This window comes from Collinsella sp. HCP3S3_E11, assembly GCF_052067375.1.
GTDB lineage: Bacteria > Actinomycetota > Coriobacteriia > Coriobacteriales > Coriobacteriaceae > Collinsella.
Map to the genome: position 1 here is coordinate 369,014 of NZ_JBQHQI010000001.1, position 22,268 is coordinate 391,281.

19 protein-coding genes and 2 tRNA genes are annotated in these 22,268 nt (G+C 60.4%); 2 read left to right on the forward strand and 19 right to left on the reverse strand.

All coding sequences use genetic code 11. From position 1 onward, the window contains the following. Positions 1-175: 175 nt before the first annotated feature. The 16 genes from ACTM86_RS01565 to ACTM86_RS01640 all read right to left on the reverse strand — a co-directional run bounded on the left by ACTM86_RS01565 (position 176) and on the right by ACTM86_RS01640 (position 15,747). The gene (locus tag ACTM86_RS01565; protein WP_441015114.1) at positions 176-2,818 is read right to left on the reverse strand and encodes an ATP-dependent Clp protease ATP-binding subunit; all 2,643 of its coding nucleotides are present in this window, start codon (positions 2,816-2,818) and stop codon (positions 176-178) included. 185 nt (positions 2,819-3,003) lie between these two features. Next, a complete protein-coding gene (locus tag ACTM86_RS01570; RefSeq protein WP_441015116.1) occupies positions 3,004-3,186 on the reverse strand; it encodes a hypothetical protein in 183 nt (60 codons plus the stop codon). A gap of 27 nt (positions 3,187-3,213) precedes the next feature. Next, positions 3,214-3,597 carry a hypothetical protein gene (locus tag ACTM86_RS01575; protein WP_441015118.1) on the reverse strand — a complete coding sequence of 128 codons (384 nt, stop codon included), beginning with the start codon at positions 3,595-3,597 and terminating at the stop codon, positions 3,214-3,216. 313 nt (positions 3,598-3,910) lie between these two features. Further along, the gene (locus tag ACTM86_RS01580; protein ID WP_441015120.1) at positions 3,911-5,479 is read right to left on the reverse strand and encodes a threonine/serine ThrE exporter family protein; all 1,569 of its coding nucleotides are present in this window, start codon (positions 5,477-5,479) and stop codon (positions 3,911-3,913) included. A gap of 314 nt (positions 5,480-5,793) precedes the next feature. Continuing rightward, positions 5,794-7,758, reverse strand: coding sequence for a lysine--tRNA ligase (lysS, locus tag ACTM86_RS01585; protein ID WP_154514782.1), 1,965 nt, complete (start codon positions 7,756-7,758; stop codon positions 5,794-5,796). 79 nt (positions 7,759-7,837) lie between these two features. Beyond that, positions 7,838-8,308, reverse strand: a complete 471-nt coding sequence (gene greA / locus ACTM86_RS01590; RefSeq protein ID WP_006234960.1) for a transcription elongation factor GreA — start codon at positions 8,306-8,308, stop codon at positions 7,838-7,840. Positions 8,309-8,414: 106 nt separating this feature from the next. Then, entirely contained in the window at positions 8,415-8,690 is a 276-nt protein-coding gene (gene tatA, locus ACTM86_RS01595) for a twin-arginine translocase TatA/TatE family subunit (protein WP_441015122.1), read from the reverse strand. 112 nt (positions 8,691-8,802) lie between these two features. Beyond that, positions 8,803-8,879 (reverse strand) — tRNA-Pro (locus ACTM86_RS01600). A 49-nt stretch (positions 8,880-8,928) separates the two neighbouring features. Then, positions 8,929-9,825 (reverse strand): 4-(cytidine 5'-diphospho)-2-C-methyl-D-erythritol kinase, encoded by an 897-nt coding sequence (gene ispE, locus ACTM86_RS01605; RefSeq protein ID WP_441015124.1) that lies wholly within the window; start codon positions 9,823-9,825, stop codon positions 8,929-8,931. A 2-nt stretch (positions 9,826-9,827) separates the two neighbouring features. Continuing rightward, positions 9,828-10,124, reverse strand: coding sequence for a Veg family protein (locus ACTM86_RS01610; protein ID WP_118206416.1), 297 nt, complete (start codon positions 10,122-10,124; stop codon positions 9,828-9,830). A 114-nt stretch (positions 10,125-10,238) separates the two neighbouring features. After that, positions 10,239-10,685 carry a D-aminoacyl-tRNA deacylase gene (gene dtd, locus ACTM86_RS01615; protein WP_117797049.1) on the reverse strand — a complete coding sequence of 149 codons (447 nt, stop codon included), beginning with the start codon at positions 10,683-10,685 and terminating at the stop codon, positions 10,239-10,241. A gap of 3 nt (positions 10,686-10,688) precedes the next feature. Further along, entirely contained in the window at positions 10,689-11,330 is a 642-nt protein-coding gene (gene rdgB, locus ACTM86_RS01620) for an RdgB/HAM1 family non-canonical purine NTP pyrophosphatase (RefSeq protein ID WP_441015125.1), read from the reverse strand. Positions 11,331-11,472: 142 nt separating this feature from the next. Further along, entirely contained in the window at positions 11,473-12,198 is a 726-nt protein-coding gene (gene rph / locus ACTM86_RS01625; protein ID WP_441015127.1) for a ribonuclease PH, read from the reverse strand. Positions 12,199-12,251: 53 nt separating this feature from the next. After that, entirely contained in the window at positions 12,252-13,136 is an 885-nt protein-coding gene (gene murI, locus ACTM86_RS01630) for a glutamate racemase (RefSeq protein ID WP_117769301.1), read from the reverse strand. Positions 13,137-13,187: 51 nt separating this feature from the next. After that, on the reverse strand, positions 13,188-14,099 hold the full coding sequence (locus ACTM86_RS01635) for an HAD family hydrolase (protein ID WP_427793596.1): 912 nt from the start codon (positions 14,097-14,099) through the stop codon (positions 13,188-13,190). 130 nt (positions 14,100-14,229) lie between these two features. Continuing rightward, on the reverse strand, positions 14,230-15,747 hold the full coding sequence (locus ACTM86_RS01640) for a Mur ligase family protein (RefSeq protein WP_441015129.1): 1,518 nt from the start codon (positions 15,745-15,747) through the stop codon (positions 14,230-14,232). A gap of 622 nt (positions 15,748-16,369) precedes the next feature. On the opposite strand from ACTM86_RS01640, the gene asnB reads away from it, so the two are divergent. Further along, entirely contained in the window at positions 16,370-18,238 is a 1,869-nt protein-coding gene (gene asnB, locus ACTM86_RS01645) for an asparagine synthase (glutamine-hydrolyzing) (protein WP_441015131.1), read from the forward strand. Positions 18,239-18,295: 57 nt separating this feature from the next. Continuing rightward, positions 18,296-18,371: transfer RNA gene (locus tag ACTM86_RS01650), tRNA-Val, on the forward strand. A 162-nt stretch (positions 18,372-18,533) separates the two neighbouring features. Here the strand turns inward: ACTM86_RS01650 and ACTM86_RS01655 are convergent. The 3 genes from ACTM86_RS01655 to argJ all read right to left on the reverse strand — a co-directional run bounded on the left by ACTM86_RS01655 (position 18,534) and on the right by argJ (position 22,216). Beyond that, a complete protein-coding gene (locus ACTM86_RS01655) occupies positions 18,534-19,817 on the reverse strand; it encodes an aminotransferase class III-fold pyridoxal phosphate-dependent enzyme (protein ID WP_441015133.1) in 1,284 nt (427 codons plus the stop codon). A gap of 68 nt (positions 19,818-19,885) precedes the next feature. After that, positions 19,886-20,866, reverse strand: coding sequence for an acetylglutamate kinase (gene argB, locus ACTM86_RS01660; RefSeq protein WP_441015135.1), 981 nt, complete (start codon positions 20,864-20,866; stop codon positions 19,886-19,888). A gap of 81 nt (positions 20,867-20,947) precedes the next feature. Beyond that, a complete protein-coding gene (argJ, locus tag ACTM86_RS01665; RefSeq protein WP_441015137.1) occupies positions 20,948-22,216 on the reverse strand; it encodes a bifunctional glutamate N-acetyltransferase/amino-acid acetyltransferase ArgJ in 1,269 nt (422 codons plus the stop codon). Positions 22,217-22,268 lie beyond the last annotated feature (52 nt).

Genomic DNA, 22,268 nt, shown 5'->3' on the forward strand with positions numbered 1-22,268 from the left:
GACGGACCGCGCCGAAGGGACGTTGGACCCTTCAACCAACCTCAACGCTTGACCAACGCTTATGCATACGCCGTTGGTATGTTTAATGAGATTTACTTTGAACGAGGGGCCTTTCCAACAGAAAAAAAGGGCGCTCCTTTGGAACGCCCTCGTGGACACAAGGTTTTGTTACGCCCTACAGCGCGCCGGAACCGGCTTGCATCATGCCGCCGGGACCCGAGCTTACGCCACTGCTCACAGGCGCGGCGTTTCCGGTGTGCGGCGCTGCCGGAGCGGTATCGCCCCCCAGCGCACCTGCCGGACGCGGCGCTGGGATCTCGCCCGTACCGTGGCTAAAGACGAACTTGCCGTCGGCCACGTCGCACAGGACGGTATCGCCGCTGCCCCACTCGCCGGCCAGCAGCTCCTCGGACAGCGGATCCTCGATGAGCTTTTGGATGGCGCGGCGCAGCGGACGTGCGCCGTTGGTGAGGTCGGTACCCTCGGCTACGATCTTGTCGTAGGCCGCATCGGTGAGTTTGATGTTCATGCCGTTGGCAATCAGGCGCTGGCGCAAGTCGTCCACCAGCAGGTGAGCGATCTTGGTCAGGTTCTCGCCCGAAAGCTTCTGAAACACCACGATGTCATCGATACGGTTGAGCAGCTCGGGGCGGAACAGGCGCTTGAGTTCGCCCATCGCACGGCCCTTAATCTCGCTCGAGGTAAGACCCTGCTCACCGGTGGTGCCAAAGCCAACGCTCGCATCCTGCGCAATCTCGCGGGCGCCCACGTTGGACGTCATGATGATCACGGTGTTGCGGAAATCGACCGTCTTGCCCTGGCTATCGGTCAGGCGACCCTCCTCAAGCACCTGCAGCAAGATGTTGAAGATATCGGGGTGCGCCTTCTCGATCTCGTCGAACAGCACGACCGAGTACGGGTGACGGCGAACGGCCTTGGTGAGCTGACCGCCCTCGTCGTGGCCCACGTAGCCCGGGGGGCTACCGATGAGCTTGGAGACCTCGAACTCGCTGCCAAACTCAGACATGTCGAAGCTGATAAGCGCGTCCTTGCTGCCAAAGAGGTACTCGGCGAGCGTCTTGGCGAGCTCGGTCTTGCCTGTGCCGGTAGGACCCAAGAAGATAAAGCTGCCGCCGGGACGACGCGGGTCCTTGAGCGGCGAGCGGCTGCGGCGCACTGCCTTGGCCACGGCCTCGACAGCTTCATCCTGGCCGATAATGCGGGTCTTGAGCGCGCTTTCGGTCTGCAACAGACGACGGCTTTCGCTCTCGGTGAGCGAAGACACCGGCACGCCCGAGGTCACGGACACGATGTCGGCAACCTGGGCGACATCGATGGTGAGCGGGCTGGCGTCGAGCTCGGCCGTCCAAGCTGCCTTGGCCTCGGCGAGCTCAATCTCGGCAGCCTTCTGCTGCTCGGTAATCTCGGCGGCCTTGTTCATGTCGTCGCCCTCGGTGGCCTCCTGCGCGGCAGCCTTGAGCTCCTCCACGCGATGCTCGGCCTCGCGCACCGGCTCAGGCGCACGGTTGGCGGCAATGCGGGCGCGGGCGCCGGCCTCGTCGATGAGGTCGATGGCCTTATCGGGCAGGAAGCGATCCTGGATGTAGCGGTTGGAGAGGTTCGCGGCGGCCTCGATGGCACCCTGCGTATAGCGCACGTGGTGGTGCTCCTCGTAGCGCGGCTTGAGCGCGGTCAGGATCTTGACCGTGTCCTCGACGCTTGGCTCCTCAACATCGATGGTCTGGAAGCGGCGCTCGAAGGCCGGGTCCTTGGTGAGGTACTTGCGGAACTCCTCGGCCGTGGTGGCACCGATAATCTGGAAAGCGCCGCGCGCGAGCACGGGCTTGAGCATGGAGCTTGCATCGATGGATCCCTCGGCAGAACCGGCACCGATGATGGTGTGCATCTCGTCGATAAACAGGATGACGTCGTCGGCTTCGGTTGCCTCCTGGATTACGTTCTTGAGACGCTCCTCAAACTCACCGCGATATTTGGCGCCCGCGACAAGACCCGGCAGGTCGAGCGTCCAGATGTTCTGGTTCATAAGGTTCTCGGGCACGTTGCCGGCAGCGATCTGCTGCGCCAGGCCCTCGACGATGGCCGTCTTGCCCACGCCGGGGTCACCCAAGATAAGCGGGTTGTTCTTGGTGCGGCGCGAAAGGATCTCCATCATGCGCTGGACTTCCTTTTCGCGACCGATCACCGGGTCGAGCTCGCCGTCGCGCGCCTTCTGCGTAAGGTTGGTGGCGAACTGCTTGAGCGTGTCGGTGCCGCTCCCCTTTTGCTGCGAGGCGTCCGAGCCGCTAAAGAACGGCAGGCCTGTACCGGGACGCCCGGCACCGGCACCGGCGAGCGGGCGCTTCTTGTCTTGATCCTTGGCGGTAAGCTTCTCGATGGCTTTTTTAATGGAAGCGGACGAAACACCCAGGCGCATGAGAATGTCCATGGCCATGCCGTTGCCCTCTTCGACGATACCGATGAGCAGGTGCTCGGTCGACACATAGGTCTGGTTGTTCTCGCGCGCCACGCGGAAGGAACGCTCCATCACGCTGATGACGAGCGGCGTAAAGGCGAGCTTAGCGGCCTCGGTCTCCTCGCTGGGCTCGGGAACGGTGGTCTGGACCTCCTTGAGCGTGTCCATGATGTCATCGTAGGAGATATCGAGTGAGCGCAGTGCCTCGGCGGCAATGCCCTCGTCCTCCTTGGCGAGCGCGAGCAGCAGATGCTCGGTACCCACCTTATTTGAGTGAAGATCGAGCGCCTCCTGCTTGGCCATGGACATGACCTTGCGCGCACGATCGGTAAAACGGTCCAACATGCTAGTTCCTCTTAGACGAGCTAGTTTTTCAAACGCAAAGCGCCACTCGTGGCGGCGCTTTGGTCTCTTTACCCATATGGAGTATATGTTAACCGCTGTGGCCTTTTCCGCGTGCAGCCATACGACAACGTCTACAAAAAAGGAATCGCCGGGTGCGGCGGGCGCTCTAGGTTAGAGGCTGTTGCCTAGCAGGCGGGCTCAACACCCATGTCCTCGGCAACGTCATCGTCGACATCGGCAACGGAAGCGCCCGGCATGCGCACGAGCTCCATATGCTGCTCTTCAAAGACGGTTCCCATGGGGAAGGCGCGTCGGAAGACAAAGCGAGCAACCGGACCAGCCGCCAGCAGGTTCCAGGGCAGGGCCATGATAAAGTTGCGCGGGATGTTGATGAGCTACATCATCGGCAGCATCTGCAGGTTTGCGAGCGGGCCACCGGGCATGTGGAACAAGCCCTCGCACGCACCGTAGAACGACATGATGATGACCATGGGAACGACCATGCAGGAGCTGACGGCGAGCGTCATGGCAAGCGGTGAGCTCTTACCCGGCGTGACCAGGAATTTAAAAGCGAAACCCTTGGCAAGGGGGCTGGCAACAAACCAGTCGCAGCACATGGCAAAAATGTAGGCAACGGGGAAGCCGAGCCACGCGGCGGCAATGACCTCGCCGTTGATGGCCCCGTGCTGCAGGGCAACGTTGTAGATGCTCATCCAGAGCACCATGCAAAAGCACATGATACAGGTGAACAGCAGGCTCTCTCGTTTGTTGATAGGCATAAAGGGCATGGTCCTTTCTGTGTTGCGCCGCGGCGCCGCCAACAAAAACGGGCGGGCGAGATGGAGTTACTGGGACTTCATCTCGCCCGCCCGTGGTACGTGCGTCTGCGACTACTTATGTGGTGGAACTACCCTAACACGAACAGCACACGCTTCGTAAGCGTTGAGTTTATGAAGATGCAGGGCACCGATAATCCCCCGACCCCATAAGTTGCAGTGGAATACGGACTGTTTTGACCCTTTAAGCAGCAATTCAGTCCCTATTTCACCGCAACTCATTTGGTGCAAAGTAACCTGTCCCCCCTTGTACCAATTAGCTGGTGTGGCGCCAGCGAGGGTCGGTGAGCGTACGCGCCACACCCAGCCCAACGGGCAGAAACGCTACGATGAGCACTGCGCGCACAAACCAGCCGAGCATATTGACTGTGTCGAAGGTGCACATGTAATACATAGAGCGATAGAGATACAGGCCGGGCACCATAATGACAATCGAAGGCACCGTGAGGGCGATGCGCGGGTAGGTGAGCTTGACTTCGGCCAAGCTTGCCAGCAGACCCGATACCAGCGCGCCGATAAACGCTGCTGCCTCGGGAGGCATTCCCGTGCTGAGGCCCAGGAAGGGAATCATCGTCGGCGCATCGACAAGGGTCAGACGCAGGGTATTGGACACGGCGCCGATCAACCCAGCTGCCGCGGCCATCTTTACCGGGCTGTTGAACATCACCGAGAAGCCGAATACGCCAACGAAGCTCATCACCACGCGCAGGAGCGTAAGGGCAAGCGGCGAAAGGCCCAGTGGGGCAAAGTCGTCCGGCGCCAGTCCCACACACTCGGCAACCATCCAACCTACGAGGGTCGCCATCACAATAATCGACACAGCATACGAAAGACGCTCGATACCGCTTCGCATGTCGAGCTTAGCGATGTCGAGACCTGCCGTAATGAGCGGAAAGCCAGGAATCACAAAGAGCATGGCGCCGATATAGCCTTCTTGGTGCGACATTGCACCCGGAACAACCTGGGCGAGGCCGAGCAATGCCAGCAAATATGAAATACAGGCCAGTGCGACACCGAGCGTCAAAGCGCTGAACTGACCAAGGCCTTGCTTGAGAATATGGGAGCGGGCAAAGTTGCCGACACCCGCGCCCACGAACGCGCATGCCATCTCAATGGGACCGCCACCAAGTAAAAAGACAAAGGCGCCACAGGCGCAGGCTGCCGCAAGGCCCTGTTGCCAGGGCGCGTAATCAGGTTTTGAACTCTCAACGGTCTTGAGCATCTCGTGATACTCGTGCACCGTGAAGCGACGACCATAGGTCTCGATTTCCTTGAGGAAACTCTCCATCATCCAAATGCGATGGGTGTTGACGCCGGTTGTCGGCAGACTGACGACCTCGTTAAAGCAGTGGCCATCTTCGATGCAAGTACACTCAAACGACAGGAGACTTAAGTCAACATGGATGGTGACACCGAGTACGGCGGCGACTCGATTCATGGTATCGCGTACGCGCCAGGCACCCGTTCCACTCGCGAGCATAAGCATACCGGTGCGGCAGACGATGGATGATTTATCGGTGAGCGGCGCATCGACGGCAAATTCATCGCCTGCCGTCACGATCTGGTGCCAGTCAGTTTTCATATGGAGCGCGCCGGCACGAACGCCGTGGTGCATGGGGGCTCTCGAAAGCAGCGAGTTAAGGCGCGAAGACTGTGGGGACTCCGTTGATTCGTCCTCAACCTCATCAGTCTCTTCATCGACCAGATCAAAGGAATCAAGCGGCGCTGGCTCGCGACGGTCGATCAGCTCCTCGTCCTCATCATCAAAGTAATTGAACTGATCGAGCATGTCCTCTTCGATTGCGCGCTCGCTCGCATCGTCCATATAGGCGCTCCCTTCCTGCCGACTAACCCCCATCCTAGACAGCGACAGCTAAAGGAAACATAAAAGAGACAACTGTCATGCGAGACATGTGCACAATAGCCGTTGGGTGGTCGTTTAAGAACGTCCCCAACGACTACTCCGGCAACGCCGATGTTTTGGCAACGACAGCGAGCGACGTCCAGGGCGAACAAGTTGGCATGAAAAAGGCAAGGCATAGACCTTCTGGTCATGCCTTGCCTTTTGAATGACAAATTGTCGCCCTGGGCGGCGCGCAGCGTCGGCTGGTCCGCCGTTCGGTAGAACGGCGGAACCAATTAGTACATCTTTGCGCCGGCGGGAATGGAGGCGTCGAGCTGGATCAGGTTGAGGCGCTCCTCGCCCTCCTCCTCGTGGATGGCACTGATGAGCATGCCGCAGCTGGGGATGCCCATCATCTTGCGCGGAGGCAGGTTGGTGATGGCAAGCAGGGTCTTGCCGACCAGGTCCTCGGGCTCATAGTATTCGTGGATGCCGGAGAGGATGGTGCGGTCGGCACCGGTACCGTCGTCGAGCGTAAAGTTCAGCAGCTTCTTGGACTTCTTGACGGCCTCGCATGCCTTGACCTTCACAGCGCGGAAATCGCTCTTGGAGAAGGTATCGAAGTCGACGAACTCCTCAAACAGCGGCTCAACGGCGATCTTGGAGTAATCGAGCGTGGGCTTAAGCGACTTAACGAACGGGCTCGCGGCGTTGCCGGCCTCGGCAGCCTTGGCGGCAGCGGCACCGGACTGGAAACCCTTCTCGGGCTTCATGTGCGGGAACAGCAGGACATCGCGGATAGAAGCCTGGTTGGTGAGCAGCATGACCACGCGGTCGATACCGATGCCAATGCCGCCCGCGGGAGGCATACCGTACTCGAGGGCGCGCACGTAGTCCTCGTCATACTCCATGGCCTCATCGTCGCCGCCGGCCTTCTCGGCCATCTGGGCGGCAAAGCGCTCAGCCTGGTCGACCGGGTCGTTGAGCTCGGAGAATGCGTTGGCGTACTCGTGGCCGGCGATGACCAGCTCAAAGCGGTGGGTCAGACGCGGATCGTCCTCAAAACGCTTGGCGAGCGGGCTGACCTCGATGGGGTAATCGCACACGAAGGTCGGGTTGACGATGGTGTCCTCGCCCAGCTCATCGTAAATCTCGGCGATGATCTTGCCGGCAGTCCACTCGGGCTTGATCTCCAGGCCCTTCTCGCGCGCGGCGGCAGCAAGCTCCTCGACAGGCGTGTCGATGGTGACCTTCTTGCCGAGCACGTCAGAGACAATATCAGTCATGGGGCGGCTTGCCCACTCACCGGAAAGATCGATGGTCTGGCCCTGGTACTCGATGACCTCGGGGTTGCCGATGGCCTTGTTGGCAGCCTTGATGACGCCCTGGGCGAGTGCCTTCATGCCCTCGAGATCGGAGAAGGCACGGTAGGCCTCCATCGTGGTGAACTCGGGGTTGTGGGTGAGGTCCATGCCCTCGTTACGGAAGATACGACCGATCTCGAAGACGCGCTCAAAGCCACCGACGATGCAGCGCTTGAGGTGCAGCTCGGTAGCAATGCGCAGGTAGCACTCCTGATCGAGAGCGTTAAAGTGCGTGATGAACGGCTTAGCCGTAGCGCCACCCTGAATGGTCTGCAGGATGGGGGTCTCGACCTCCATGTAGCCGTCGGACTCCATAAAGCGACGGAAGGTGGAGAGGATCTGCGAGCGCTTGCGGAAGGTCTCGCGAACATCGTCGTTGGCGATCAGGTCGACGTAGCGCTGACGATAGCGGGTCTCCTTGTCGGAGAGACCGTGGAACTTCTCGGGCAGCGGGCGAACGGCCTTGGAGAGCAGGGTCGCGCTCTTAGGGGCGACGGAGAGCTGGCCGCGCTGAGTGCGCACAACCACACCGGTCACACCCAGGATATCGCCAAGGTCGAGGGCCTTGAGCGTATTCCAGGCTGCCTCGTCCATGTCGTTGATGCGGCAGAACAGCTGAATCTCGGCGGTTGCGTCGCGCACGACGATGAACATGATCTTGCCCTGACCACGCTTGGCGACCACGCGGCCGCCGATCTTCACGACGTCCTCGGTGTCTTCGCCATCGGCAAGATCGGCATACTTAGCCTCGATGTCGGCAACGTAGTCCTCGATCTCGGAGTGCTCGGGATAGGGGTTCTGGCCCGCCTCGAACAGGGCGGCGCGCTTGGCCAGGCGCGTGGCGCGCTCGTCGTTGAGCGTCGATGCCTGCTCGGCGGCGTTCTGGTTCTCTGCCATAAGTTAGCTCCTCAAACTAAAACGCTCCCCAGGATTCGGTCCCAGGGAGCGAAAACATACCTTTACGCGGGACCGTGGTCTAGCGTGCGATCTTGGCGATGGTGTAGACGCGAGTCTTGCCGGAAGGCGTAACGACCTCGACGGAGTCGCCCTCGCCGTGGCCGATGATGGCGTGGCCGACCGGGGACTCGTTGGAGATCTTGTGCTCGAGCGAGTTGGTCTCGGTGGTACCGACGAGCGTGACTTCCATGACCTCACCGTTGGGATCAATCAGCGAAACGGTGGAACCGATGGAGACGGTCAGATCGCCCGTGGTGGCAGCAACCTGAGCGTTGGCGAGAATAGCCTGAATCTCGGCAATGCGAGCAGCATTCTGAGCCTGCTTGTCCTTGGCGGCATCGTACTCGGAGTTCTCCGAAAGGTCGCCAAACGCGCGGGCTTCCTTGATGTCCTCGACGATCTCCTTGGCGTAATCGCCCTCACGCCAAGCGAGCTCCTCGACGAGCTTCTGGCGGCCCTCAGCGGTCAGTACGATCTGGCTTGCGTCCATACGGATATCTCCCCAACTATGATGTAACAATCAACTGTCAACATAACGAAAAAGACCGGCTAGCCTGCGGGCAAGCCGGTCAGGTGCTCACCCCAAAGGGATGGGACTACTCTGCGTCCGCGTCGCCGCCCTCTGCCTTCTTTTTCTTGGCGGCGGCGAGCTGGGCCTCGAGCTCTGCGATCTTCTTGTCCTCCTCGGACTCCTCGACCACAACGTCCTCGGCCTGCTTGGTCTCGTCCTTATCGTCGCCCTCCATACCCTCGCGGATATTCTTGACGGTAGAGCCGAGGGACTTGCCGAGCTTCGGCAGGTTCTTGGGCCCGAAGATAATCAGGACAACGACGAGAATAATGATGAGCTCAGGAGCCCTCAGTCCAAACATGTAGACCTCCACAAAACAGCGAGACAAGCTCGAATGAGTATACCGCGGGTATCGCGGTATCACAACAATAGCTAAAAAAAGGGACCGCAAGAAGCGGTCCCTCCTCATGCTCTGGTCGGGTTGACTGGATTTGAACCAGCGACCCCTGCGTCCCGAACGCAGTGCTCTACCAAACTGAGCCACAACCCGTTAGCTCGACTATAGTAACAAAGATTTTCGCCGCGTGCTAGAGAAATTTTTATTTCTTTGGCGCGTCGATTTGAACCGTGTTGTGAATAAGCTCAGTCGCGCAGGACCACCAGCCATTTTGCTGGGCAGCCCCGGCAAGCCTTTCGGCCGTGGCGGCGGTGTCGCAAATGGCAAACGAGCAGGCACCCGACCCGCACACGTCCACGGCAACGGTTCCCTCCTGTTCGCTCAGCCAGTCGAGAACCGCCTGGATATGCGGCTCCATCAAAGCAGAAATGATGCCCAAGTTGTTATGGATGAGCGAATACGCCATCTTCGCATCACTCACGCTAAGAGCCGATGCAATGGCACCGGGCGCAGTCGCGGGCACCGGGGCCTCGTCAAAACGTCGATAGGCCTCAATTGTCGAAACGCGCGCCTCCCGAGGCTTGACCAGCACAACGGGCGTCACAGGAAGCGCGGGGTACTCAGTTGCCAGAACGTCTCCCCCACCCACGTAGAATGCGGGGCTCGTATGCAAAAAGAACGGCACGTCGGCGCCGATGCCACGCGCAATCTCATCCAGCGCAGGATCAGTGCGGTCGATGCCCCACAGCTCAGCCAAGGCAACGATAACCGCCGCGGCATCCGTCGAGGGGCCGCCCAGGCCGGCGCACAGCGGGATGCGCTTCTCAATCGTCACGCACACGTTTGCCTCGCGCCCGAAATGATCGGCCATGGCGACGGCGGCGCGGTAGGCAGTATTCTTTTGCATGGGAAAATCTGATGCCGGAACCGTCTGGACGGTCAACGCCTGCGCCGGCGTGACCGTCACGGTATCGGCTAGGCCGACAGCTGCCATCAGGGAATCGACTTTGTGGTAGCCGCGGGCATCGCGCTCGGTATGAACCCCCAGGTAGAGGTTAATCTTTGCCGGCGCAGTAAGGATGAGGGACCGATCGGTCACCGTTAATGCTCCTCGAGCTGGTTGCCGAGCGGAGTAAAGATGTGCTCGCCGCTCTCGGGGTCGAACAGTTCAACCTGACCGGTAAGGACGTCGATGTACTGGTAGGACTGACGCGACTTGCGGCCGCGGCGCTCGTCAACCTCGACGATAAAGACAGCCGGGTGGACGCTCTTGATGGTACCCATGCGCTCGACAACGCGGGTACGGCCCATGTTGGCCTTCACCTTGACGCGATCGCCCACCATATCGGTCAGCTTCTCGTGGATGTCGTCGACGTAATTGACTTCCATCTCTTCCATGAACAGGGCCTCCAGAAGGTGCAATTCAAAAAGGGGATAATACCCCTAAGATAGACAAAACTCTAATACTATAGCACCCTGTTACAACCCCACGCAAGTAGCTAATTAGGCTACTTACAGATTGTCGGTATCGAGGACAATGGTGAACGGGCCGTCGTTGACCAGGTCGACTTTCATGTCGGCGCCAAAGATGCCGTGCGCCACGTGGTCGACGTCCTGGGCGACGAGCGTCAGAAAGTACTCATAAAGCTCGTTGGCGACATCGGGCGCGCCAGCATCCGTAAACGACGGACGACGGCCGTGGCGGCAATCGGCAAACAGCGTAAACTGCGACACCACGAGCACCTCGCCGTCGACATCGGCAAGCGCCAAGTTAGTCTTGCCGTTCTCGTCCTCGTTGATACGCAGCCCGCGGAGCTTGCCCCATAGTTTATCGGCCTCGGCACGCGTATCGCCATGGCCCACACCCAGCAATACCAGATAGCCGCGCCCAATGCGGCCCACGCACTCGCCGTCGACCGTCACACCGGCGTTGAGCACGCGCTGCACCACCGCACGCACGGCCTACTCCTCGCCCGTGAGTTTGGCGGACAGGTGCTCGAGTGCATGGAAACGATGGCTGATGGCGTTCTTCTCGTCCGCTGTGAGCTCGGCCATAGTCTTGCCCGGCGTATCGACCGGCAGGAACAGCGGGTCGTAGCCAAAGCCGTGGTCGCCGCGGCCCTCGTGTGCGATAACGCCCTCGCAGGCACCCTCGCCATAGGTGACCAGGCCGTCTTGGTCGATGAGCGCAACGACGCTCATAAAGCGTGCGGTGCGATTCTCGTCTGCCACGCCTTCCAGATTAACGAGAAGTTTGGCATTGTTGGCGGCATCATCGCCGTGTACGCCCGCATAACGCGCGCTATACACACCCGGCTCACCGTCCAGCGCGTCGACGACCAAGCCGGAATCGTCGGCGATGGCCATAAGGCCCGTCTCCTCGACCGCAGCCTGCGCCTTGATGATGGCGTTCTCCAAAAACGTCGTGCCGTTTTCCTCGGGGTCCTCAAAATCGCCCAGCTGGCCGAGCGCCACAAAGCGCACCTCGGGCATGACCTTGCCCAAAATGGCCTCGATCTCGGTGAGCTTATGGGCGTTACCCGTGGCCACAACAATGGTCGCCGCCGGGTCGAGGGTGTCGATGTCAATCTTCTCAAGTGCCATAGCTGGCCTCCTTGTCTCTTATAGCAATGCCGTGTAGAGGACGACGAGGGCCTCGGCCTCTCCCCTCTCAATCAACGGCAGTCTTATACTTCGGCGTTTTCGCAGATTAAACCTGCCAAAATCAACATCCCCTTTTGGCAGGTTAGGCGAGGGCTTGACGCTGAAGCTCGATGAGCTCGGCGATGCCCTTGTCGCCCAGATCGAGCAGGGCGTTGAGGCGCTTGCGGTCGAAGGGCGCCTGCTCGCCGGTACCCTGGAGCTCGATCATCTCGCCGGAGTCGGTGGCGACGAGGTTCATGTCGACCTCGGCGTGGCTGTCCTCGGAATAATCCAAGTCGAGCAGGGCGTTGCCGTCGACGACGCCCATGGAAATAGCGGCAACCTGACCGGTAAGCGGAATGCGCTCGAGCTTGCCCACCTCGACCCACATGGCAAGGGCGTCGTGCAGCGCCACCCAGGCGCCGGTGATGCTCGCCGTACGCGTGCCGCCATCGGCCTGGATCACATCGCAGTCAACGGTAACGGTGTACTCGCCGAGCGCCTTCATATTGACGACGGTGCGCAGGCTGCGGCCGATCAAGCGCTCGATCTCCATGGAACGGCCCTTGCGGTTGGCATGTTCGCGCTTGCAGCGCTTGCCGGTCGACGCCGGCAGCATCGCATATTCCGCCGTTACCCAACCGGCCTTAGCGCCCTTGCGCCAGCCCGGAACGCCCTCCTCGATGGTGGCGGCGCACAGCACGCGCGTGTCACCAAACTCTGCCAGGCACGAGCCGTGGGCGTGCTTCATGACGCCGCGGGTGAGCTTAACGGGACGCAGCTCGTTTGCGGCGCGGCCGTTGGCGCGGTTGACCTGCATATATTCCATGGAACTATCCTTTCGGCAAAAGATGTGGCGAAGACTCCGGCGACATTGCGTGCCTAACCGAGTTCGTCGATATCGACATGCTCGATGCTTTTGAGCGGCTGGCCAAAGATAAAGCTGCCCGCCACCGCAAACTCGGCAATGTTGTCGGACGTGGTGGCAAAGCGATGCTGCGGCTCGGCGGTGTTGCCCGCCAGCTGCTCACGGCGCGTGAGGATATCGGTCAGCTCGCGGGTGGTCTCCTCGGCGGAGCTCACCACGCGCACCCCGGGCCCCAACGCATGACGGATGGGACCCACCAGCAGCGGAAAGTGCGTACAGCCGAGCACCACGGTATCGATGCCACGATCGTGCAGTGGCTCGACAGTGGCGTTGACCAGCGCGCGAACGGCTGGCGTATCAAAAATATCCTCGTTCTCGAGCCACTGCTCCTGCAGATGCGCGCCCGAGGCGAGCTCGTGCTCGACAACCTCGACAAAGCTCGAGGCAGGGCAGCCATACACGTCCACGCCGGCATCCAAGTCCTGGATGGCGCGCGTGTAGGCGCCCGAGCGGATGGTGAGGTTGGTGGCGAGCACGCCCACACGGCGCGTGCGGGTGCTGTTGATGGCGGCACGCGCGCCCGGCGCGATTACGCCAATCACGGGGACATCGAGCACCTGCTGAGCCAGGCGAAGCGCCGCTGCCGTCGCCGTATTGCAGGCGATGACCATGATCTTGACGTCGTGTCTCGAAAGCCAGCGCCCCGCCTGTAGCGCAAACGAGCGCACCTCGTCCTCGGTGCGGGTGCCGTAAGGGCAGCGCTTGGTATCGCCAAAGTAGTAGACGGACTCGTGCGGAAGCGCCGTCGCAATCGCGCGCGCAACCGTCAAGCCGCCCAGGCCCGAGTCGAACACGCCGATGGGGCGCGTATCACCGGCCAGATTCTCGATATCGGACATTACCTCACCAGATTCTCTCGAAAAGATATGGCCAAGCGTAACGGCACTGCGCTATGAACGGGCCGCGACGAGCAGCTCCGCCGTCGCCGCCCAGCCGTCAACGATCCTGCCGCGCGTGACAAAGGCGTTATCGCAGGACGCAAGAAACTCGGACGCGCCGGCGCTGGTCAGACCGTTCTCGACCAGGCAGAACGTGCCCACGTGGTCGGCCATGTAGAAATCAGACTCGGAATCGCCGAGTGCCAGCGTCTCGTCGCGCTCGATGCCCAGATGCTCGCAGAAACGCGCGACCGCCACGCCCTTGTCGAGACCCGACGGATTGATGTTAAAGGCACGACCGTCCTCGACGCGATCGAGCTCGAGGGTCGTCGGCTTGGACAGATGAGTCAAGTGGCCGTTGCAGGCCCAGACCAGACCGCAGCCGGCCTCGTCGAGGATGGCCTGCGCCTCGTCATCGGGAATATCGCCGCGCATGCCGACGGTGACCTCGCGGTACTTATAGCCAGTCGACATGTCGTTGTGGTACTCGATCTTGTGCGGCCAGCGAGCGAGAATCTTCTCGCACACGCCGGTCTGCTCAATCACCTGGTGCGGCGTAAGGCCGCAGGCGGGGTCGTAAGGCATGTCGCCGGTCAGATACTCCCAGTCGTTGGCCTTGAGGTCGTACATGACCAGACCACCCATCTCGCCAATGTAGGAGTTGAGGCCGAGCACGCGGGCATCTTCGTGGATCATGGTGCGGTTGCGACCCGAGGTGGGAATTACCTGGATGCCAGCGCGGGCAAGCGCCACGACGGCCTCGACGAGCTTGGTCGAGGGATTGCCGTCGTTGTCGCGCAGCACGCACGAGCCGGGCGCGAGCATCGTGGCGTCCAGATCGGTAAAGACGTACTTGACCTTGGCAAGGCGCTCGCGCATCTCGCCCGAAAGCTCGGCAACGGTCGGCAGGGTGTTGTGGGACATGGTCACTCCATTTATTACGTAGAAAAGACTTAATCTTGGTACCGCGTTTTCCCTAAGGTGAACACGCTTGAGAGGCACCGCATCATCGGGCGTCGATGATTCGCAAACGCCATCCTAAAGGCAGCGGCGCTTAGGCGTCGTACGCCGCAAGGATGCGTTTGAGAACCGAGCCATCACGCTCGCAGGGCTCGGGTCCGTTCTTGCGCAGCATGCACTCCTCCTCGCCCTTGCCGGTCACGATAACCACAGCGGGGCGGTCGGTCTCGCGCACGGCCGTCTCGATAGCGGCGGCGCGGTCGCACACGATCTGCCAGCTATCGTTTCCCTGCGCCTGGACATTGCGCGCGATCTCGGCGCAGATGTCCTCGACGTCCTCGGGGCCCGGGTCATCCTCGGTAATCACGATGCGATCGGCGTACTTGCCGGCAGCGATACCCATCGTAGTACGGCGATCGACACCCTTGCCTCCCGTTGCACCAAAGACAACCGCCAGCTCGCGCTCGGGATAGTTCTCGCGCAGGTCGCGCAAAAGCGTCTCGAGGCTCATGCCGTTGTGCGCATAGTCAACGACGCCCAAAATCTTGCCCGATGCAGACGGATAGAGCTCCATGCGACCGGGAACAAAGACGCCCTCAAAGCCATGGACGATGCCCTCTTCGGAAATGCCGAGGGCCTCGGCGCAGGCAATCGCGGCAAGCGCATTGGACACGTTGAACTTGACGGGCGTGGGGATCACGATGTCACGTGTAAAGCGCGGCGTGCGGACCGTGGCGATCACGCCGCAATCGCCGTTGCGAATGGCCAACGCACGCACGTCGGCGCGTCCATCGGTCAGCGAGAACGTCACCGTGCGCTCGCAGCGGGACGCCGCCTCGAGCACGCGGTCGACGTGGTCCATATCGAGGTTGACCACGGCAAAGCGGCTCTGCGAAAAAATCTTGAGCTTGCTGGCAAAGTAATCCTCGAGCGTGGGGTGCTCGATCGGCGAGATATGGTCCTCACCGATATTGGTAAAGGCGCCCACTTCAAAGTCAATCTTGCCCGTACGCTCGTATTTGAGGCCCTGGCTCGACGCCTCCATGACCAGCCACGGAGCGCCCGCCTCGGCGGCATGTGCGATACGCGACTGCAAAAGGAAGGACTCGGGGGTCGTTAGCTTAGAAGGGCCGGCCTCGATACCGTCATCGAACTCGATACCCGTGTTGAGGGCTGGTCGATGACGGCCCGTGAGCTTAGCCTCGTTGGCAAGAATGCCACGCAGATAAAAGCTGCAGGTCGACTTGCCCTTGGTGCCCGTAAAAGCGCAGACCTTCACCTTGCCCGAGGGATGACCGTAATAGGCGTCCGCCACCACAGCGAGCGTGCGGCGGATATCGTTGACGATCACAGCGGGAATATCGACGTCGTAATCAACCTCGGACACGTACGCCACGGCGCCTTCGGCAATCGCCGAGACCAGATACTCGGGCTTGAACGCACGGCCCTTGCAGACAAACAATGTGCCCGGACGCACCTGGCGCGAGTCGTCGGTCGCAAACTCGATGCGCTGGTCGCAAAGAGTATCCGGCTTGGAAACAACAAGGGCCTCGGCCTCGAGCAGCTCCACATAGCGCATCAAAGCCAGCTTCTCCTTCGTCGCACCCGACATATAACGACCTTTCTCGCTAAACCTAACCTTAAAAGAGCAAAAACCGTCCCAGATGAATCCGGTCGCGCCCCTGTATTATCAACCATCCTAATATGCCACCTGACCTTGCGAGTGTCTCAGCACCCTAAAAACTTGCAAGGACCAGCGCACGGTTAATTCGAAATAACAAAACCCCCGCCCTACAAATGCGCGCGATGCGGGGATGACCAGTGAGTTTGTTATGCTCTACAAGGACACGTCGCTGTTTTCGAGCGTCGGCGTCATGGAACTCATGCTGTTCTCCAAAAAACCTCACGGCCACCACGGGCAACATCACATCCTACATTTGCGCCGCACCCTACTATCTGGTTGTGACGATTCCGCTCATCCACGTCGTCGCCAAGGTAGAGCACCGCCTTGCCAAGCGCGGCAAGCGCTAGCCCCTCTCGCGCTCTCGCACACAGCAATCGTCGCAGTCACGGCCCGCCGCTTCACCCAACGTGCGGGCCGTGGTTTTTCGGTCCCCTCGGCGCTTATGCCCCATCACGAAGCAAAAGATTGGCATGATAGTAAGGATTGATTGATATCGACTGCTGCAAACCTTGCGGCAGCGCACCTAAGCCGTCAGCAGAAAGGATCTTGCATGTGCGGTTTTGTCGGTTTTACCGGTACAGATGAACAGAGTGAGCTGGTTCTCACGGCCATGATGAATCGCATCATCCATCGCGGGCCGGATATGGGTGGCCAGCACATCGTCGATAACGTCGCCCTCGGCTTCCGCCGTCTTTCGATTCTCGACCTTTCCGAGGCTGGCGCTCAGCCCATGTCGAGCGATGACGGCAAGGTCACCATCGTCTTCAACGGCGAGATCTACAACTTCCAGGAGCTTCGCGCCGAGCTCGAGGCTGCCGGCTACGTCTTCCACTGCAACGCCGACACCGAGGTCCTGGTGCACGGCTACGAGGCGTGGGGCGAGGACCTGGTCAACCGCCTGCGCGGCATGTATGCGTTCGTGATTCACGACCAGAACAGGAACAAGCTCTTCGGCGCCCGTGACATCTTTGGCATCAAGCCGTTCTATTACTACCGGGCCTCCGACGGCTCGCTGCTGTTTGGCTCCGAGATCAAGAGCTTCCTGGACCACCCCAAGTTTGAGAAGGCCGTCAACCGCGACGCGCTGCGTCCCTACCTCACGCTGCAGTTCCCTGCCACGGAGGAGACGTTCTTTAAGGGCGTGTTCAAGCTTGCCCCCGCGCATTGCTTTACGTACGACCTTACGACCAACACTATGGACATCAAGCGCTACTGGAGCTGCGACTTTACCGATGACAACTCCAAGAGCTTCGAGGAGTACGTGGACGAGTGCGACAAGGTCGTGCACGAGAGCGTTGCCGCGCACCGCATCGCCGATGTTAAAGTTGGCTCGTTCCTCTCCGGCGGCGTCGACTCCAGCTACATTGCCGCCTGCCTCATGCCCGACACCACGTATTCCGTCGGCTTTGACTACAAGAACTTCAACGAGACCAACTACGCCGCCGAGCTTTCCGACAAGCTTGGCATTAAGAACGTGCGCAAGATGATCACCGCCGACGAGTTCTTCGACGCACTACCCGATATCCAGTACCACATGGACGAGCCGCAATCGAACCTCTCCAGCGTACCGCTGTACTATCTGGCACAGATGGCCGCCGAGGAAGTTACCGTCGTCCTTTCGGGCGAGGGCGCCGACGAGCTGTTTGCCGGCTACGAGTGGTACGAGGACACCCCCGAGATGCGATCATTCAAGAAGCGCGTGCCGCTCGGCGTGCGCCGTGCCCTGGGCTCGCTCGTTCAGCATCTCCCCTACTTTAAGGGTCACAACTTCCTGACCAAGTGCGCCGAGGTCCCCGAGCGCTGGTACGTGGGCCAGGCAAAGGTGTTCGACCCGTCCGAGGTTGACGAGGTTCTCAAGCCAGCTTACGACACCGGCAAGAACGCCTCCGAAATGTGCGCAGAGTACTACAAGCAGGTCCCCGACTGCTGCGAGCTCTCTAAGAAGCAATATCTGGATATGAACATGTGGCTTCCGGGCGACATCCTGCTCAAGGCAGACAAGATGTGCATGGCGCACTCCCTGGAGCTCCGCGTTCCGTTCCTGGACAAAAAGGTCATGGAGTTCGCCGAGCATATTCCCGCCAACTACCGTGTCAACGAAGAGGGCTGCAAACTTGTCCTGCGCCACGCCGCCAATCGCACGCTGCCCGATGAGTGGGCAACACGCAAGAAGGTTGGCTTCCCGGTGCCAGTTAAGTTCTGGCTGCGCGAGCAGAAATACTACGACTACGTCAAGGAGTACTTCACCGCACCGTGGGCTGCCGATTTCTTTGACACCGATGCGCTCATGAAGCTGCTCGATGATCACTTTGAGGGCCGCGCGCTCAACCAGCGCAAGATCTATACCACGCTGACGTTCCTCATTTGGTACAAGCGCTTCTTTATCGACGAGAACAAGGGCACCGAAGTCTCCGCTTAGATTTCGTTATGAATTAGCGGTGAACCCCGCAGGGTTTCCGCTATACTCAATTCCCGCGGGCGATTGGCGCAACGGTTAGCGCAGGTGCTTTACACGCACAAGGCTGGGGGTTCGAATCCCTCATCGCCCACCACTTGATTGAAAAGGCTCCCAGCGATGGGGGCCTTTCTTTTTTGCACACGGCCTATCCCAGCCATGGTAAATCGATAGCAAAACGGGCTCCAGTTTGCCCAATCGTGCGCCAAACGGCACGTGACGGTCTGGAACCCGCTTCAAACTGCTATGCCTGATGGCGCTAAGCTAAAACACCCGCCAGGATCTCGATTAAGCTGTCCACATCGGCTTCCTCGCACACGAGCGGTGGCAGGAAGCGCAGTGTATGTGCACCTGTAGCGTTAATCACGGCACCAGCCACCAATGCGCGAGCCACAACGTCGTGCGCATCACCCGCAGCATCGTCCAAATCGCAGCCGAGCATTAGGCCGCGACCACGCACCTCGGTAACATGCGGCAGCTTGGCGAGCCTTGCCTCCATATAGGCACCCACCTTGGCGGCATGGTCTGCGTAGTCACCGCGCACAAGCGCGGAGAGCGTCGCGGCACACGCCGCGATGGCCAAGCAGCTGCCGCCGAAGGTCGAACCATGGTCGCCGGGCTTAAAGATGTCAGCGATTTCTTTCTTTGCCACCACGGCACCCATGGGCACGCCGTCGGCGATGCCCTTGGCAAGACTCATGATATCGGGCTCCACACCATAAGTCTGAAACGCGAACGGCTTGCCGGAGCGGAAAATACCACACTGGACCTCGTCGGCGATAAGCACGGCACCCACCTCGTGTGCCAAGTCGCGCGCCGCAGCCATAAACTCCTCGGTCATGGGATGCACACCGCTTTCGCCCTGGATCGGCTCGAGCATCACAGCGCAAATCTCGCTTCCCAACTGCTTAAAAATTGCACGCAGTTCATCTACATCGTTGGGTGTGCATGCCACAAAGCCACCCGGCAGCGGGCGGAAACTGTCCTGCAGCCAATCCTGCATGGTCGCGGCAATGGTCTCGAGCGTACGACCATGAAATCCGCCGCGCATACACACGATGGTGTTGCCACCGTTGCCGGCACGTTTGGCATACAGACGCGCGAGTTTCATAGACCCCTCGTTGGCCTCGGCACCGGAATTGGCAAAGAACGTCTCCCACACCTGCTCGACCGCAGCCGGAGCGCCAAGCGCCGCCGCCGTGGTCTCGTCGCCAGCGGCAATCGCGTCGGCAAGCACGCGCGCACCGTCCGCATCGTCGTTGGCGAGCTTGGACAGCAACGCCGCGACCTGGCCGCGCTGCTCAATGTAGAAGTAGTTGGAGACATGCAGGAGCTTTTTGGCCTGGGCCTCGAGCGCCGAGAGCACCGCCGGGTTGCCGTGGCCTAGGCTGCATACGCCAATACCTGCAAGAAAATCGAGATATTCGCGACCGTCGTCGCCGGTGAGCTTCATGCCGTGGCCCTCGACAAACTCGACCGGCGAGCGGCCAAAGGTTTGCATAACGTAGTGGGATTCGAGCGATTGTTGAGCTGCAAGTGACATGAGATGCCTTTCGTTAAGCGCCAGGTGGCGCGGACTGTGGGTGTAACGGTGTGACGATTTCTAACCAGCTAGACCGTCTGGAGCTTCTCGACCTCGTCGAGGTTCTCGGTCAGGCGCGCCGCAAAGGTCGAAAGCGGGTGCGGGTGCGTATCAAATTCGTAGGCCGTCTCGGTAGAGTGGATCACGGTGCCGACGCCGGCATCGGTCAGCAGCTCCAGGAGCAGCGAATGCGGCGTGGTACCGTTAATGATGTGAGCGCGAAATACGCCGCCGACAAGCGCATCGACGGCCGCGCGCAGTTTGGGAATCATGCCCTTATCGACCTCGCCACCGTAGAGCATCTCATTAACCTCGTCGAGCGTTAGGTTGGAGATGAGCGAGTCTTTATCGCTAAAGTCCTTGTACAGGCCGTCGACGTCGGTCAAAAAGATCGCCTTGTGCGCGTGGAGCGCCGCCGCAACGGCACCGGCGGCGGTGTCGGCGTTGATATTGAAGAAGCCACCGTCCTCCCCCGCCGCGACGGTAGCGATGACGGGAATATACTCGCTATCGAGCAAGTTCTCGATGTAGTCGGTGTTGACATGCGTCACTTTGCCCACGCGTCCGAGCTCGGGGTCGAGCGGCTCGGCGATGAGCGTGCCGGCGTCGCTGCCCGATACGCCCACGGCCAAGTTACCGTGGTGGTTGATTGCCGCCACCAGCTCTTGGTTAACCTTGCCGCCCAGCACCTCGCGCACGATATCCATGGTCGCCGGCGTGGTCACGCGCTGACCGTTCTTAAACTCGACGGGCATATCGTAATGGCTCAGCGCCTCGTTGATGGCTTTACCGCCGCCATGCACGATGACGGGGCGCATGCCGATAATCTTGAGCAAAACGATGTCGCTCATCACGTCGCAACGCAGTTGCTCGTCTACCATGGCGGCCCCGCCATACTTGATAACGACCGTCTTGCCGGTCAGGTTTTTAATCCACGGCAGCGCTTCGAACAGCAGCTGCGCAGTTGCTTCGTTGGATTCGCTCGAACGACAATCGCGTGCGAATTTCATAATCTGCCTCGTCTTTCGTATCGTTATCGCGCTGTGCTCCGCTGCCCGCAATCGCGGCGAGATGCGCAGCGTGCCTGGAGTCTAGGAGCGGTAGTCACCATTGATTGAGATGTACTCGTGCGTGAGGTCACAGGTCCACACGGTCGTTGCCGCGTCGCCTGCGCCCAGGTCGGCCGAAATCACGATCTCGGGCGCCTCAAAACGTCGCAGGGCCTCGTCCTCATCAAAAGGAACAGTCAGGCCATCGCGGCAGACGGGCATGCCCATCATGTCGATGGAAACGTCTTCCTGATTAAACTTTACGCCGCACTTGCCGAGCGCCATGGCAACGCGACCCCAATTGCAGTCGTGGCCAGCGATGCAGGTCTTGACGAGCGGCGAGTTGGCGACGGCACGGGCGGCGATATCGGCTTCCTCGTCGTTGGCGGCGCCGGTGACGTTAACCGTCACGAGCTTTGACGCACCCTCGCCATCGGCCGCGATGTTACGCGCCAGGCTCTCGCACACCTCGTGAACGGCAAAGTCCAGCTCGTCAAAGGCGTCAGTGCCCTCGACGATGGCCTCGGCATCCGCGGCGGCAGCGCCAGAAGCCAGCATGATACAGGTGTCGTTGGTCGAGGTATCGGAATCGACCGTCACTTTATTAAAGGTCTGTTTAACGGTCGAGAGCAGTAGGGTGTGGAGCGCCGCCGACTCGACGGGGGCATCGGTAGTAATGACCGCGATCATGGTGGCCATATTGGGCATGATCATGCCCGATCCCTTGCACATGCCGCCCACCGTATAAGCGTTGCCCACATGGCCCACAGCCTCACTGCGGTAGCGAACGGCATACTCCTTGGAATGCGTATCGGTCGTCATGATGGCACGGGCTGCATCGGCGCCGCCATGGGCAGAGAGTGCCTCGTAGGCGGACGGAATTGCCGTCTCAAACGTGTCGATCGGCAGAATCTGTCCGATCACGCCCGTGGAGGCAACTAAAATCTGTTGGGGTTCACAGCCAATGACCTGCGAGGCGATATTGCACGTCTCGCGCGCACAGGCAAGGCCGGTCTCGCCCGTGGCGGCGTTCGCGTTGCCGGAGTTGATTGAAACACCGGCGATGATGCCATAGCCCTTGTCCGTACCGCCCAGGTTGGCACGGCTCACCTGCACGGGCGCCGCACAAAAGCGGTTGGTCGTAAACACGCCGGCGCCGGGACAGGGTTTATCGGGCACAACGAGCGCGTAATCCAGACGCTCGGGATTCTTGCGGAATCCGGCATGGATGCCCGCCGCCTTAAAGCCGGCTGCCGCCGTTACGCCGCCCTCTACGGCACGAATCTTGATATCGAACTGCTCAGCATTCATCGTCTTTACGACTCCTTATGTCAAACAAAAAATGGGCATCGGTTGGTGCGCC

What these genes read in the sequence shown, in the direction of transcription:
- ACTM86_RS01565 (WP_441015114.1), bottom strand. Translation starts at nt 2,818, where the DNA reads ATGTTGGACCGTTTTACCGATCGTGCGCGCAAGGTCATGTCCATGGCC.
- ACTM86_RS01570 (WP_441015116.1), bottom strand. Translation starts at nt 3,186, where the DNA reads ATGGCCCTGCCCTGGAACCTGCTGGCGGCTGGTCCGGTTGCTCGCTTT.
- ACTM86_RS01575 (WP_441015118.1), bottom strand. Translation starts at nt 3,597, where the DNA reads ATGCCTATCAACAAACGAGAGAGCCTGCTGTTCACCTGTATCATGTGC.
- ACTM86_RS01580 (WP_441015120.1), bottom strand. Translation starts at nt 5,479, where the DNA reads ATGGACGATGCGAGCGAGCGCGCAATCGAAGAGGACATGCTCGATCAG.
- lysS (WP_154514782.1), bottom strand. Translation starts at nt 7,758, where the DNA reads ATGGCAGAGAACCAGAACGCCGCCGAGCAGGCATCGACGCTCAACGAC.
- greA (WP_006234960.1), bottom strand. Translation starts at nt 8,308, where the DNA reads ATGGACGCAAGCCAGATCGTACTGACCGCTGAGGGCCGCCAGAAGCTC.
- tatA (WP_441015122.1), bottom strand. Translation starts at nt 8,690, where the DNA reads ATGTTTGGACTGAGGGCTCCTGAGCTCATCATTATTCTCGTCGTTGTC.
- ACTM86_RS01610 (WP_118206416.1), bottom strand. Translation starts at nt 10,124, where the DNA reads ATGGAAGAGATGGAAGTCAATTACGTCGACGACATCCACGAGAAGCTG.
- rdgB (WP_441015125.1), bottom strand. Translation starts at nt 11,330, where the DNA reads ATGGCACTTGAGAAGATTGACATCGACACCCTCGACCCGGCGGCGACC.
- rph (WP_441015127.1), bottom strand. Translation starts at nt 12,198, where the DNA reads ATGGAATATATGCAGGTCAACCGCGCCAACGGCCGCGCCGCAAACGAG.
- murI (WP_117769301.1), bottom strand. Translation starts at nt 13,136, where the DNA reads ATGTCCGATATCGAGAATCTGGCCGGTGATACGCGCCCCATCGGCGTG.
- ACTM86_RS01635 (WP_427793596.1), bottom strand. Translation starts at nt 14,099, where the DNA reads ATGTCCCACAACACCCTGCCGACCGTTGCCGAGCTTTCGGGCGAGATG.
- ACTM86_RS01640 (WP_441015129.1), bottom strand. Translation starts at nt 15,747, where the DNA reads ATGTCGGGTGCGACGAAGGAGAAGCTGGCTTTGATGCGCTATGTGGAG.
- asnB (WP_441015131.1), top strand. Translation starts at nt 16,370, where the DNA reads ATGTGCGGTTTTGTCGGTTTTACCGGTACAGATGAACAGAGTGAGCTG.
- ACTM86_RS01655 (WP_441015133.1), bottom strand. Translation starts at nt 19,817, where the DNA reads ATGTCACTTGCAGCTCAACAATCGCTCGAATCCCACTACGTTATGCAA.
- argB (WP_441015135.1), bottom strand. Translation starts at nt 20,866, where the DNA reads ATGAAATTCGCACGCGATTGTCGTTCGAGCGAATCCAACGAAGCAACT.
- argJ (WP_441015137.1), bottom strand. Translation starts at nt 22,216, where the DNA reads ATGAATGCTGAGCAGTTCGATATCAAGATTCGTGCCGTAGAGGGCGGC.